This window comes from Dehalogenimonas sp. NIT-SK1, from assembly GCF_055384165.1.
On the sequence record NZ_AP042352.1, the window covers coordinates 915,600 to 929,763 of the forward strand.

The 14,164-nt window shown below is 39.9% G+C and carries 13 protein-coding genes; 5 read left to right on the forward strand and 8 right to left on the reverse strand.

Annotated features, from left to right (window positions below; all coding sequences use genetic code 11):
* Window positions 1-12 precede the first annotated feature (12 nt).
* Window positions 13-1,410 carry a trigger factor gene (gene tig, locus ACZ48S_RS04770; protein ID WP_464211454.1) on the forward strand — a complete coding sequence of 466 codons (1,398 nt, stop codon included), beginning with the start codon at window positions 13-15 and terminating at the stop codon, window positions 1,408-1,410.
* A complete protein-coding gene (locus tag ACZ48S_RS04775) occupies window positions 1,403-2,020 on the forward strand; it encodes an ATP-dependent Clp protease proteolytic subunit (RefSeq protein WP_464211455.1) in 618 nt (205 codons plus the stop codon). Before tig ends, ACZ48S_RS04775 begins: the two co-directional genes overlap by 8 nt.
* Here ACZ48S_RS04775 and ACZ48S_RS04780 read toward each other — a convergent pair.
* Genes ACZ48S_RS04780 through dprA form a run of 7 tightly spaced genes read right to left on the reverse strand, consistent with a single transcriptional unit; the run spans window position 2,010 to window position 9,785 of the window.
* Window positions 2,010-3,002, reverse strand: coding sequence for a carbohydrate kinase family protein (locus tag ACZ48S_RS04780; RefSeq protein WP_464211456.1), 993 nt, complete (start codon window positions 3,000-3,002; stop codon window positions 2,010-2,012). The genes ACZ48S_RS04775 and ACZ48S_RS04780 overlap by 11 nt on opposite strands.
* Before the next feature lie 5 nt (window positions 3,003-3,007).
* The gene (gene purN / locus ACZ48S_RS04785; protein WP_464211458.1) at window positions 3,008-3,823 is read right to left on the reverse strand and encodes a phosphoribosylglycinamide formyltransferase; all 816 of its coding nucleotides are present in this window, start codon (window positions 3,821-3,823) and stop codon (window positions 3,008-3,010) included.
* Window positions 3,824-4,486 carry a PHP-associated domain-containing protein gene (locus tag ACZ48S_RS04790; protein ID WP_464211460.1) on the reverse strand — a complete coding sequence of 221 codons (663 nt, stop codon included), beginning with the start codon at window positions 4,484-4,486 and terminating at the stop codon, window positions 3,824-3,826. It abuts the gene before it with no gap.
* Window positions 4,487-4,497: 11 nt separating this feature from the next.
* Complete coding sequence (locus tag ACZ48S_RS04795; RefSeq protein ID WP_464211462.1) at window positions 4,498-5,580, reverse strand: M24 family metallopeptidase; 1,083 nt, start codon at window positions 5,578-5,580, stop codon at window positions 4,498-4,500.
* A 3-nt stretch (window positions 5,581-5,583) separates the two neighbouring features.
* Window positions 5,584-6,555, reverse strand: coding sequence for a tyrosine recombinase XerC (locus ACZ48S_RS04800; protein ID WP_464211463.1), 972 nt, complete (start codon window positions 6,553-6,555; stop codon window positions 5,584-5,586).
* Window positions 6,533-8,665 carry a type I DNA topoisomerase gene (topA, locus tag ACZ48S_RS04805; protein ID WP_464211465.1) on the reverse strand — a complete coding sequence of 711 codons (2,133 nt, stop codon included), beginning with the start codon at window positions 8,663-8,665 and terminating at the stop codon, window positions 6,533-6,535. Before topA ends, ACZ48S_RS04800 begins: the two co-directional genes overlap by 23 nt.
* A gap of 1 nt (window position 8,666) precedes the next feature.
* The gene (gene dprA / locus ACZ48S_RS04810) at window positions 8,667-9,785 is read right to left on the reverse strand and encodes a DNA-processing protein DprA (RefSeq protein ID WP_464211467.1); all 1,119 of its coding nucleotides are present in this window, start codon (window positions 9,783-9,785) and stop codon (window positions 8,667-8,669) included.
* Between the two features lie 109 nt (window positions 9,786-9,894).
* On the opposite strand from dprA, the gene lysA reads away from it, so the two are divergent.
* The 3 genes from lysA to ACZ48S_RS04825 are packed head-to-tail and all read left to right on the forward strand — an operon-like array spanning window position 9,895 to window position 13,092.
* Window positions 9,895-11,202, forward strand: coding sequence for a diaminopimelate decarboxylase (gene lysA, locus ACZ48S_RS04815; RefSeq protein ID WP_464211469.1), 1,308 nt, complete (start codon window positions 9,895-9,897; stop codon window positions 11,200-11,202).
* Window positions 11,202-12,245 carry a DNA polymerase III subunit gene (locus tag ACZ48S_RS04820; protein ID WP_464211471.1) on the forward strand — a complete coding sequence of 348 codons (1,044 nt, stop codon included), beginning with the start codon at window positions 11,202-11,204 and terminating at the stop codon, window positions 12,243-12,245. Before lysA ends, ACZ48S_RS04820 begins: the two co-directional genes overlap by 1 nt.
* Window positions 12,238-13,092: a PSP1 domain-containing protein gene (locus ACZ48S_RS04825; RefSeq protein ID WP_464211473.1), complete on the forward strand. Its 855-nt coding sequence runs from the start codon at window positions 12,238-12,240 to the stop codon at window positions 13,090-13,092. Before ACZ48S_RS04820 ends, ACZ48S_RS04825 begins: the two co-directional genes overlap by 8 nt.
* Window positions 13,093-13,158: 66 nt before the next feature.
* On the opposite strand, the gene ACZ48S_RS04830 is transcribed toward ACZ48S_RS04825, so the two are convergent.
* Window positions 13,159-14,112, reverse strand: coding sequence for an IS110 family RNA-guided transposase (locus ACZ48S_RS04830; protein WP_464214532.1), 954 nt, complete (start codon window positions 14,110-14,112; stop codon window positions 13,159-13,161).
* Window positions 14,113-14,164: the final 52 nt, after the last annotated feature.

Genomic DNA, 14,164 nt, shown 5'->3' on the forward strand with positions numbered 1-14,164 from the left:
GTAGGGGTATTGATGAGAGTTACAGAAAAAACGATAGAGAATTGTCAGGCCATTTTAACTATCGAGCTTGATAGTGAAGATATGAAACTTGCGTTGGAAAACGCTTACCGCAAGTTGGTGAAGAGGACTGAAGTTCCGGGATTTCGCAAAGGAAAAACACCGCGGCCGATTCTCGAGCGCTATTTAGGGAAGGACCGTATTATTGAAGAGTCTTTTGATGAAGTTCTTCCGAAAGCCTGTTCTGAAGCCATTAAAGAACAGGATATAAAAGCTTTTGGAACTCCCGGTGTTGAAGTTTTGCAGAATGACCCTGTGATTTTTAAAGCTAAAGTGCCATTACCACCTAATATTGAACTTGGTGCTTATAAAGATATTCGCCTTGTCCCTGAGCCGGTTGAGGTCAAAGAAGATGTATTGGATGGCATGATAAAACAATTAAAGCATGAAAAAGCTACTTGGGAACCCGTTGATCGGCCTGTTGTAAACGGAGACCTAGTAGTGATGAATCTGCAAAGCAGCATCGACGATGTACCGTTTATTAATCAAGAATCCGCTCAGTTCGGCATAAATGTTGAGTCAGGGTATCCAGCACCTGGTTTCTCGGCTGAAATAATAGGGTTAAATATTGATGATGAGAAAGAGTTTATTCTCAAATATCCTGATGATTTTGCTAAGGCAGAATTGGCTGGTAAAGAACCAAAATTCAAAATTAAAATAACCGAAATCAAAGAAGAAAAGTTACCCGCGGAAGACGATGACTTTGCAAAATCTCTTGGCGTAGGTATTGAAACTTTCTCGGAGCTGAAAGACCGTATGGCTGAGAATTATCGCCAACAACTCGAAAAACGGGCCGAAGAAAAATATGAGTCACAACTTATAGACGAGTTGGTTGGAATAAGTAAAGCTGAGTTTCCATCGAATCTGGTTGATATGGAATATGAAAGGTTGGTTAATCAGCAGTTAGACCAGTGGCAACAGCAAGTTGGATCTGAAGCAGAGTACCAGGAATTACTTGGTCGTATGGACCCTCAAGCTTTAGCAGACAAACTTAGGCCTGCTGCTGAAGAAAGGGTGCGTAAATCTTTGATTCTGGGAAAACTTTCAACTGAGGAAGAATTGGAAATCTACGAGGATGATATTGAGAAGGAGTTAGATCTAATAATTCAATCATTTCCTGAAGAACATCGTGAGGAACAAAAGGCACGGTTTAAAAACCAGGAAGCCAGAGAGGATTTAAGTCAAGTGCTGCTGACACGTAAAACCTTACAGCGTCTTAAAGACATAGCGCAAGGAAAATATGCTGATGATCTTCAGCTGGAAAAAGCAAGCCAAAAAAAGGATGATATTTTACCCAATAGTATTGAAAACCATGAATTAGACAACAAAAAGGAGGATAGTAATAATGGCTGAGAATAATTCGAACATGATACCTATGGTTATTGAGAGCAATGCGCGTGGTGAGCGGGCTTTTGATATTTATTCCTTGTTGTTAAAGGAACGTATAGTATTTCTCGGCACTGAGATAAACGACCAAGTAGCCAATACAATAATCGCCCAATTATTGTTTTTGGATAGGGAAGACCCGGATAAGGATATAAGTCTTTATATCCACTCGCCAGGGGGGGTGATTTCTGCAGGATTGGCTATATATGACACTATTCAGTTGATTCGACCGGCGGTTTCCACTATTTGTGTTGGTATGGCTGCCAGTATGGCCACTGTGTTATTATGTGCCGGAACTACCGGAAAAAGGTTCGCTTTACCCAACGCTACCATTCACATGCATCAAGCTATAGGAGGAGCACGAGGTCAGGCATCAGATATCGAGATTGCTGCCCGTGAAATAATGCGGATGCAAGATATCATACGAAATATTTTGTCCAAGCACACCGGCCAACCAATTGACAAGATTATTCACGACAGCGATCGAGATTATTACTTGAATCCTGTTCAAGCGAAAGAATATGGTTTGGTAGATGACATCCTGAAAAAACCTGAAGAACAAGTATCTAGAGCCTAAGTTCTTCCTGGTAAATCTGAAAATACCTAGCCATAAGTTCACAGGCGCCAGGAATTGCATTCCTGGCGCCTTTTTTTTTGAAACAAAATTGTGCCATTATATCACCGAGGAAGCCACATCTGTCGATCGTAAAATTATTTAAGTATCCCAATAAAAACCCCGCGGCAAAGGCATCCTGAACACCGGTGTTTTCAACAATATTTGGCCATTTGCGAACCGCTGATTCAATCAGACACTCATATTCATGATTACGAATATACGCGGTCATTGCGGCTGCTATTCCTTTTTTGTTAATTTTTTTACAAGCTTCGCCGCAAAAAAGGAAAACAACAACTGTTTTCGATCCTAATTTACGAAGGATATCGATTGATTCTTTATATTTTTTACCGGTCAACCGTTCAATAGCATATTTACTCAGGAATATAATTTCAGCCTGTCGTATTAGTGATTCATAATGTTCAATCCCAAACATCGATTCTTGATCGCTGATAAATAAGCTTAATTTATAATGGCAGTTTGAGCATTCTATATACCTACTGATCACACTCAATTGTGATTTATTAATAATACCGCTGACGTATATTATTGACGCTGCCATAAGTTTAACTAAAATATGATCGTATATTTTCCATTTTGTACCAGCATCACGACACGTGAAATATACTGGATTAGTGTTTGGTTTCCTAAAAATCAGGTTAAAATCAGAGCTCGCTTTATCAATATGTTGTATATGAGATATATCGATCCCAGACGCTTTGAGTTGAGCGGTCATATCAAGCCCAACCTTATCATTGCCCGTAACCCCGATTAAACCGCATTTTATTCCAAGTTTATTCAAAGCAACAATAGTATTTACGGCTGACCCACTCGGAAATACGGCAGAAGAACTTATCCGAGATTTGTTGTCTCGCGATAAATCTTCGGCAAAAAAGATTTTATCTGTATATATTGCACCCAAACCGACCACATCTAATGAAGGCATCAAAATCAACCTTTAACCAGTCGATCAATTTCCTCACTTAAATCATAACCTTTAATAACATTCCCTTTTTGGTCCAAAATTTGATTGTTCGATATTTTTAACCGATTTTCACCAAAAGCCTTTAATGTATGAATAATAAGCGGCAACTCACGTATCACCCCTTGATTTCTGATATGTTTGAACAATGAATTTTGTTCGCCTTCCAAATTTATAATATTAGAAATGTCTCTATTTTCAATATTTTCCCAAAGGTCGGAAGAAGTATGGTCATTACAAGAAAAACGACAATAACTTACCACCGGCCCTCTATCAAGTTCCGGGGTGACCAGATGGGTCATCACCCCGGAATTATCGGATCTCTCTTCAATCAATTTCCATATAACATCTCGCCAAGTACCAGTTGGTCCATCCGGTGCTGCCGGATGAAGATTAATCATTTTAAAATAAGAACACATCACTTCACTCACTATAAGCATATATCCGGCAAGAACACATAAATCCGGTTTTGGATAATTCGAGAGCATCCGTATTACTTCACGATCATATTGTTTTCGCCATTCAGGCATAAAACCATTATCTAACGGCTGTGAACCTTTTTTTTCTTTATATCGCCGATATGAATAACTTATAACAGGTATATCGTAAGAATTGGCCAATTCTAAGAATTTATCGGTCTCAATCGCTTCACCAGGTTCCCTGCTAAGAAAAATAAATTCAATCTTGGCTTGAATTTCACCGCTTTGAATACTTTCATGGACAGCGGTAAGAAGATTACGTGACCCTGGGCCTTTGGCTGATGAAAACCACCCGATACTATACATTTAATGCCCCATTATTTTGTTTTTAAATTTACGCGCTGTACTTCCCAAATGTATAAGTGGACTTTGGTGTTTGCCATAAATTAAACTCGAGAGAAGTGACTCTATAAACTCGACCTTGTTGTCAAAATAATCCATCTTAAGAAAGACCCTGCCGATTTCATCGGCACTATGTGCGTCACTCCCGGCGCTTGCGGGGATAGCATACTGTTTGGCAAATTTTTTCGCCTTTTCACCGCTTGATGCAAAAACATACCGTGCGTTCTGCACTTCAATCAAATCTATCTGTCCTTTTTCGGCAAGCTGGTGAATAATGCTGATATCTAATGCAGATCCCCGAACAGGATCAAAGGGATGAGGTATACATACCAAACCTTCTTGTTTTTTTATTTCATCAAGCGTTTCATCCACCGAACCACCCGAGGGAATTGTTTTATTTAAAAACATCCCCATGATTTCTCCGTGGTGCGTAAGAATTTCCTGGGCAATTATCACATTAACAGGAGGGTCGGTTTTTATATATTCAAGAGCTCCCTCAATAGTACCGTGGTCGGAGATAGCAATGACGTCGATCGCATTGCTTATGCAGTGCTCGGTTAGTTCCTCAAAGGTTGTGGAAGCATCCATTGAAAAGAACGTGTGAATATGGAGATCAGCTTTTATCAAATTTCAGCCTCTTATTTTTGAAAGTGGGTTAATAGTTGGATTCTACCATAATCCAATAAAACATCATCCTCAATCCTAATGCCGCCCCATCCATGTATATAAATACCAGGTTCAACTGTAAATACCATGCCATTCCTGAGCCGGTCTTTTGAGTGACCGCTGATGTTGGGTGATTCGTGCACTTCCAAGCCTAAACCATGTCCCAAACCGTGACCAAACTCTGATGTAAAACCTTTTTCAACTAAGTATTTACGGGCAAATCGATCTGCGTCTGAAGCGAGTGTATCATTAGTAATATTTTTTATGGCTAAATTTTGTGCGTTCAACACCATATCATATAATTGCTTAAATCGAACATCCTCTTCCCCGAGCCACAAAGTGCGAGTTATATCTGCACAATAACCATTAAGTTTTGCCCCCATATCAATTACTATTGGTTCTTCCGATTGAATCTTACGATCGCTTGGTTGAGCATGTGGTTGAGATGATGATGGGCCGGCGACTGCAATAACCGGGAAAGCCAATTCCCCACCAGATTCTTTAATATATTTTTCAATTTCCCAGGCTATTTGATTTTCACTTATTCCCGGTTTTAAATAATTATTCCTTACATGTGATAACGCGCTTTCGGTTAATTCTATGGCTTTCTTGATTAAGATGATTTCTTCTTTACCCTTAATCTCACGTAATGTTTCTACAATGTTTTTGTGAGGGATAATCTTTGCGAGATGACTTGCAGATTTAAGACTGGTTTGCCATTTATCAAGACAACCAACTGTTATATATTCTGATTCTACACCTAGACGTGTTATACGCAATTCGTCTAATAATTTTGGTAACCAGGCATCAAATGGGCCTTCTGTACAGATTACTTCAATTTCATTTTCCGTTGTTTGAGATTCAGCTTGTTCATGGTAACGAAAATCGACAACTAATTTGGCTTTATTAGGAGTGATGATAAAGTAGGCTACCGATCCTTTGAATCCTGAAAGATAAAATAGGTTTTCTGGCTTAGAAACAAGAAGTCCGTCTATATTGTAATTCTTGAAACACTGCCTCATGCGGCATATTCTGTCATACTGATTAGTCACCATGAATCACTCTTCTTTCGCTAAGGGATGAGACGTTCGATATATTTTTTTTGCTTGCGAACGGCTTACGTGAGTATATATTTGCGTTGTTGATAAACTTGAGTGCCCCAAAAGTTCTTGAACTACCCTTAAATCTGCGCCTCCATCGAGCATATGAGTAGCAAAGCTGTGTCGCAATAGGTGGGGATGCACTTCCTGCCTGATTCCGGCTAGCTTGGCATACCTTAAAACTGTTTTCTGAACCCAACGTACTGTCAATGCCCCTCCTTGATAATTCAATAAAAGCGCTGAGTTTGGTTTACTTTTATTAACTAACTTGGGCCTCCCATTTTTTAAGTAAGCTTTTAAAGCCTTAATCGCTGGTATGCCAATAATCACTATTCGTTCTTTTTTCCCTTTGCCAATAACCCTTAATTCACGGCTGTAAAGATCCACTTGACTCTCTTTAATACTGACTAATTCACTTATACGTAAACCAGCTGCATATATCAATTCCATAATCGCACGGTCCCGTAATCCCTGTGGAGTATTAAGATCGGGTACTTCGAGCAATTGCCCTATTTCATCAATCGTCAAGAACGAAGGGAGGCGTTTATCTAATTTAAGCGAAAAAGAAGATAGCCTGCCACCATGTTTACGGACTACAGGTATTGGACTTTCAGTAATTAATTCTTCGCGTAACAAATAACGATACAATGACCGAATAGCAGACAATTTTCGAGCAATACTGTTTTTGGCTATTCTTTTTTCAAGTAGCCATGCTAAATAATTTCGAATTACGTATTTGTCTACGGAATCCGGAAACAATATGTGTTGTGAGTCCAAAAATTGAAAAAATCCTTTGGGCTCCCCCTTTTTTAAGTTACCGACCAAGTCGTTGACATAATTACGTACAGTTCGGGGAGAAAGATTTAATTCCGTTTCAAGATAGTGAAGAAAAGATTCGAAATATCGTTCAAACAGATGTGTTGTTGACATCGTGATCCAACTTGGCCTTATAATCACAATTTTTATTGGTACATTTCTTTTGCCCGCTCCGATATTCTGTTACCAAACCCCCACATTGTGGGCATGAGTCAGGGAGTGGACGTGAATTAATGGCAAACTTGTGCTTAGGGAAAGCAGCGCAACCATAGAATATTTTACCTTTCTTATTGTAGCGCCCAATAAGCTCAGCTTGTTCAGGGCAACCAGGGCACATAACGCCGGTTTTAATGCGAAATGATTGGCGGAAATTACATTGAGGGCATTCCATGTATTTTCCATAACGTCCTGTTTTTATAACAAGTTTATCCTTAGAACATTCAGGGCAGACTTCGTTCGATATTTCTGGAGGTAAAGATATTTTTTCCAGTTCCTCTTCTGCAATTTTGAGATCTTTCTCAAATGTAAAATAAAATTTACGAACGACATTTACCCAATCTATTCCTTTGGCAGCAATCTCGTCTAATTTAGTTTCCATATCAGCACTGAATCCCGTGTCAATAATATCCGGGAACTGCTGTACCAAGAGTTCACTTACGGTTATACCAAGTTCAGTGGGTTTGAAAATTCCTTTTTGCTTTGATACATATTCTCTCGTTTGGACAATGGACAATATTGGAGCATAGGTACTGGGGCGTCCTATACCGTATTGTTCGAGTATTTTAATCAAAGTTGCCTCCGTAAATCTGGAGGGCGGTTGAGTGAAATGTTGTTCGTCTTCCAGTTTTATTAATTCCAGTTTTTCTGTCTCAGATAACTGGGGCAGTGGATTAGACTGGATTTTTACTTCTTCATCTTGGCCTTCTGTATATATACTGGTAAAACCAAGGAACTTATTAATAGAACTTTGAGCTCTGAATAAATAGTCTGTCCGTGAAGGAGTTCTTTTGGCCTCAATGTCAACATTTGTCAAGTTAAAAACTGCCGCGGCCATTTGGCTGGCTGCCATGCGTTGCCATATTAATTGGTAAACCTTGAATTGACTGGGCGTTAAAAATTTTTGTAATGATTTAGGTTCTCGATTAATGCTAGTGGGGCGTATTGCTTCATGAGCTTCTTGAGCGCCTTTAACTTTTTTAGAAAACACCCTGGCTTTTTTTGGTAAAAATTCAGGACCATAATGTTCGGATATAAAATTTCGTGTTTCTAAAATGGCCGATTGTGCCACATTAATAGAGTCTGTACGCATATAGGTTATAAGACCAACGTTGCCATCGCTTCCAATTGAGATTCCTTCATACAATTGCTGCGCTAGTGCCATAGTTTGTTTAGCTGAAAACTTATGTTTTCGCCAGGCTTCCTGTTGTAAGGTACTGGTAATGAATGGTGGTGATGGCTGACGAAGAGAATCTTTTACCTGCACTTTTATAACGTTGTAATCAGCATTTTTAAGATCGGTTTTTATATCCGCAACAGTATCCGCATTGGGGATGTGGATATTTTTTTTATTGTCTTTTCCGATCAATAATGCTTTAAAACTTTTACTTTCTGAAGTGGATGATTTTTGCAACGAAGCTTCAATCGACCAATACTCTACCGGATTAAAGCCTAAGATTTCTTTTTCCCGGTCGACAATAATTTTTAAAGCTACGGATTGCACTCGGCCAGCTGAAAGGCCGCGTCGTACTTTTTGCCAAAGCAATGGAGATAATTTATAACCAACAAGTCGGTCAAGTATCCTTCTGGTTTGCTGTGCATTTATTAAGTTAGTGTTTAATTCGCGGGGTGATTCAAAAGCCCGTGAGATAGCCTCTTCTGTAATTTCATGAAAAACCACCCGGCTGTATCGTGCCTGAACCGTTTTTGTTGCTTCTTTTATGTGCCATGCTATAGATTCACCTTCTCGATCTGGATCAGTAGCGAGGATGACATCGGGAGTTTTTTTGACCGCTTCTTTTAATTCTTTGATTACAGAGCTTTTATCTCTTAAATTAACATATTTAGGGGAAAAACTATTTTCTGTATCTACGCCGAGTCTGCTTTTTGGTAAATCCCTGATATGCCCCATTGACGCTCTTAGTATATAGTCAGTTCCTAAGAAACGAGCTAAAGTTTTCGCTTTTGCCGGTGATTCTACTATAACCAGTTTTTTGGATCTTACCATTTCATTTTGCTACCTTAAAATTATTAACCGTTCGAGTTAAAGCATAACTCATGTTTCCGTACTGCCTTACTAGTCCCTTCAATTCCATCATAGTTAAAGTGCTGGAAACCGTTCCCGCTGGCAAACCGGTTGTTCGACATATTTCGTCTATGTGAGTAGGTTGGATGGTTAAACATTGGAACAGTTCATTTTCATTGTTGTTTTCTGGCAACCAATTATGGATTTCTTGTTGTTCAGCTATGCTTTCCAAATTCAATTCTTCATAAATATCATGGGGTTGCTGCACTAATTTAGCCCCCTGTTTTATAAGCAGATTAGTTCCCATACTTTGAGATGAAAGAATACTTCCAGGTACAGCAAATACCTCACGGTTATTCTCCAATGCGTAACCTGCAGTAATTAAAGCACCACTTCTTTTTCCAGCCTCTGTTACTAGAGTACCTAAAGTGATCCCCGACAAAATGCGATTACGTCTAGGGAAATTCTCCGCCCGTGGACGGGTATCGATAGGATACTCACTTATCAATGCTCCATTTTCTGTAATCTGTGCCGCAAGGTTCGCATTCTCAGCAGGATATATAACATTGATGCCGCTGCCTAATACTGCAAAAGTTTTCCCCCCGTTTTTTAAAGAAATCGAGTGTGAAATAGTGTCAATACCACGAGCTAATCCACTAAAAATAGCTATTTGGTTCCTGGAGAGCTCGGAGACCAATTCTTCGGTAATTTGCCGACCATATATAGTAGGTTTCCTAGTACCGACAACTGCTAATGACATAGCATCAGTTGTTTGAAAGGATCCTTTGACGTAAAGCACAGGAGGATAATCGTATATTTCTTTTAATCTGAACGGATAATTTTTATCATGGTAGGTAAAAACTTGTACTCCGCCCTTTTCAGCTTTTTCTAGTTCGTGTTCAGGATAAATATGTCGTCGCCAATGCAGTATTGATTGAACTGTAGCTGTATCAATACCAGTTTGCATATACTCCCGCTCTGGGGCTTTCCAAGCGGTTACTATATTGTCAAAATAGTTTTCTATTAGTGACAAACGGGCACGTCCGATTCCAGGAATCATGGTAAAAGCAATATAATAAGCTTTGGATAAAGAATCGCTCAAAGTGCGGCCATTCTAACACAGTAGTTTTGATTGAACAATCAAATATGCGAACGAAAACCAACTACTATTAATCTTTGACTAGGTGATTACAGCTTGCTATGATGAAAATATGAAAGCTTTATCTAATATTTTCCCAATCAATTCGGACATATCTGTTGAGGGGCACTTGGTGATTGACGGATGCGACGTTGTTGACTTAATGTCTGAATACGGTTCCCCACTTTATATATGTTCTGAAAAAGATTTAAGAAGCCGCTGCGGTGAATTTATTTCTGCTTTCCGACAAGATGATATTAACACGAAGGTAATCTATGCTGGTAAATCCTGGCTCAATAAAGCAATTTTGAAAATAATACACCAAGAAGGGTTAGGGTTGGATACAGTATCAAGTGGGGAAATAGAAATTGCTCTTGCTGCAGGATTTCCTATGGAGGAAGTATATTTCCATGGCAATAACAAGTCAGATAGTGAATTGTTACTGGCTCTAGAGAGTGGTGTTGCTAGGATAGTAGTTGATAATAAAGACGAATTGAATCGTTTGAAATTATTAGCTGCTAGAGAAAAATTGTGTCCTAATGTTCTTTTACGCATAAAACCGGGGATTGACCCTCATACGCATGCCAAAATTTCCACTGGTAACATAGACTCTAAATTTGGCTTTAGCATTAACGAAGCTTCCTCAATTATACCAAGCATATTGTCCGACAAAAACTTAAAACTAAGGGGTTTTCACTACCATATTGGATCTCAGATATTTGATATCCAACCATTCCTAGATGCCGCGACAACAACTATTACATTTATGGCGGATATAAAATCTCGCTACGGTTTTATTACCGAAGAATTAGATATTGGAGGTGGTTACTCTGTCAAATACCTTTCTAGCGATAATCCTCCAGATATTACAGAATACGCTAAATCAATAACCAATCATATTATTCAAAAATGTGCAGAACATAAATTAGATTTGCCAAAATTAGCCATTGAGCCTGGAAGGGCACTGGTGGCTCGGTCGACTGTGGCTTTATACACTGTCGGTGTAATAAAAGAAATTCCCGATATACGAACCTATATATGTGTAGATGGTGGCATGGCTGACAATATCCGGCCAACTCTCTATGAAGCCAAATATGAGCCATATTTAGCCAATAAGATGCATGACCAAGCGGAACACCTTTATACCGTTGCTGGCCGCTATTGTGAATCTGGTGATATTTTAGCCAGTGATGTCAAGCTACCCCTAATCACCACAGGTGATATTTTGGTTATTCCTGTCTGTGGCGCTTATTGCTTGCCTTTGGCATCAAATTATAACGCGTCAGTACGACCAGCAGTAGTAATGATAAATGATGGAAATCATCGGCTTATCAGAAGGCGGGAAACAATCAAAGATTTATTGAGATGTGATATGGACTAATGAATGAATTTTGGGGGATCATCGGGCAGGATAACAACATAAATACAATAAGTAGCATGATCAAAAATCGGCAGTTACCTCATGCGATATTGTTGGTAGGGCCTAGTAACTGCGGGAAGTATTCCTTAGGAATAAAAATTGCTCAGTCTTTGAATTGTCCTGTATCTTCTATGGGCTCACCATGTGGTACTTGTTATCAGTGCAAACGTATTTCCAGTTTGGGATATCCTGATCTAAACATTGTCAAATTAATCTCTACAGCAGAAGGGGATAAATCACGTGCTGAATTATCAATTGAGCAAATTAGGGAAATTCAACGATTAACCGTATTACCGCCATATGAAGGTAGGTATCGAGTTATTATCATTGAAAACGCGGATAAAATGTCAAATGCTGCCGCCAACGCTTTATTGAAAACACTCGAAGAACCTGTAGGTAATACAGTGTTTATATTAACCTCAACCACCGAAGACACTGTTTCAGAAACTGTACGCTCTCGATGCCGTTTATTTAAAATTAATCCTGTTTCACAAAAAGTAATACTCCGGTATTTGATGGAACAATTGGAAATACAGGAAGGAAAAGGTGTCTTATTATCACGCATATGTGAAGGGAGAGTAGGTTGGGCGATAACGGCTGCATATCAAGATGAATTAATGGAAACAAGAGCAAGTAATTGTAGAACGTTTTTTGAAATATTCAGCTCTGATTTTTGTTCTCGTTTTGAGTTAACCGGTGAGTTGATAAACCAATATACGCAACGGCGAAAAGACATTGATAATATCCTTATACAATGGCTCAGTTTATCAAGAGATATTGTATTACACCAACTTGATTTACGGGAATTGATAATAAATATTGATTATTCAGGAAATACCTTAAAATTGGCACAATTGTCTACGATAGAAGAAACAACACAATTGATTGCGGATATCATTGAAACGCAAAATAAATTACAATGTAATGGCAATCCTCGTTTAACTCTTGAGGTACTTATGATAAATATACCCTTATTGACTGAAAGTGTTGGCATAAATGGTTAAAATAGTTGATGTTCGTTTTAAAAAAGCCGGTAAAATATATAGTTTCGACACATCTGGATACGAAATTTCGCCAGGAAAATTGGTGGTTGTAGAAACTTCACGTGGAATTGAGTTGGGGACAGTATTATATGAACCTCGTGAGCTTAGTGATGAACAGATAGAAAGCCCCTTAAAACCTGTTATTCGCATAGCTACAGAAGCTGATATACAAAGCAAGCAAAATATTCGCCGTATGGAATCTGAAGCTCTTTCTATTTGTCGTGAATGTGCCAAACAACTCGCGCTACCAATGAAATGTCTCAGAGCTGAATACAACCTGGATCATACCCATATTACTGTTTATTTTAGTGCCGAAGGAAGGATTGATTTCCGGGAATTGGTAAGAGAACTGGGCAGAACACTAAAAGTGCGAGTGGAATTGAGACAAATAGGTCCACGTGATGAAACAAAGCTCCTTGGCGGATTCGGACGTTGCGGGCGTGAGTTTTGCTGCGCTAATTATTTAATAGAATTCGACCCCGTTTCGATAAAAATGGCAAAGGAACAAAATCTTCCTTTAAATCCTTTGAAAATTTCAGGAGTATGTGGAAGATTGTTATGCTGTTTAAACCATGAATATGAAACTTATAAGAAGTTAAACGCCGAGATGGCTGAATGTAAAGCCTGCCCTCAACAGGGCACAAATTGTGAGGCTAAGCCTTCGATTAAACGCCCTGTTACTAAAGAAGACGTGAAGATTGACATCCCTCCGGTCACCGAAGATGATGACAAACAGACATTATTATCGAAAACTAATGAAAAGAACACTAAGGAAAAAAGGCCACGCCGGAGAAACAGGCGGCGATGATGCACTTTTATCTGTGTTTAGATTCAGGGGGAAGATATTTTTTCCATTTAGCAACTGTAATGAAAACTAAGGACAAGAAACCAGCGGATGAATAATTTGGACGTTCCAAATAGTCCTGTTTTTCAGCATGGCGTTCAGTATGCAGAGCAATTTACGCATACAGGCTACCATAGCCACCTTGCGCCGTTTGCCCGAGTCCACCAGACGCTGATAGAATTCCTTGAGCAAAGGATTCCAGCGAACAGCCGAAAAGGCTGCCATGTAAACAGCGGCACGCACGCTGCTCCGGCCTCCCCAGACAGACCGTTTGCCTCGCATTTGCCCGCTGTCACGATTGAATGGAGCCAAACCGCACAATGCCGCAATCTGCTTCCGATTCAGAGTACCCAATTCAGGCAGGTCCGAAAGCAATGTAAGCGCCAGATTACGGCCGACCCCTGGTACGCTTTGCATGATATCACTTTTCTCTTTCCACTCAGGATTGGTTTCTATCATACTACCCGATTCTTTATTGAGATCATCCAGCTCCTGTTCCAGCCAGCTTATATGCTGCGTAATCCGTTCTTTTACATTATGGTTTGCTTGACCCAGTCGGTTCTTTTCCGCTGTCAACATAGCTACCACCTGCCTGCGCCGGGACATGATTGCCGCCAGTCTTTGGGCCTCCTCATCCGGCAAGACACGAGGTGCCGGCTTAATGGTGGCGGCGAAGCGGGCGATAACTCTGGCATCCAGGACGTCCGTCTTGGCCAGCAGACCGGTAGAACGGGCGAAGTCCCTGATATGGCGGGGATTGACCACCGCAACAGCATAGCCGCGGGCATCCAACTCATAAGCAGCTGCGACTTCATAGCTGCCGGTGGACTCCATGACAATCAGGCTGGGAGAAACCTTGCGCATCAGATTAACCAGCTTTTTGATGCCATTTTCATCGTTAGTAAAGGTCCAGTGTTCCTTGCTCTGGTGTACCGCTACATCGACAGAGGCTTTAGAGATATCAATGCCGACAAAACTTTCCATATCCATGCATCTCCTTTTTCCCTTATCCCATCCTTGCAGATGCGGGCTTGTT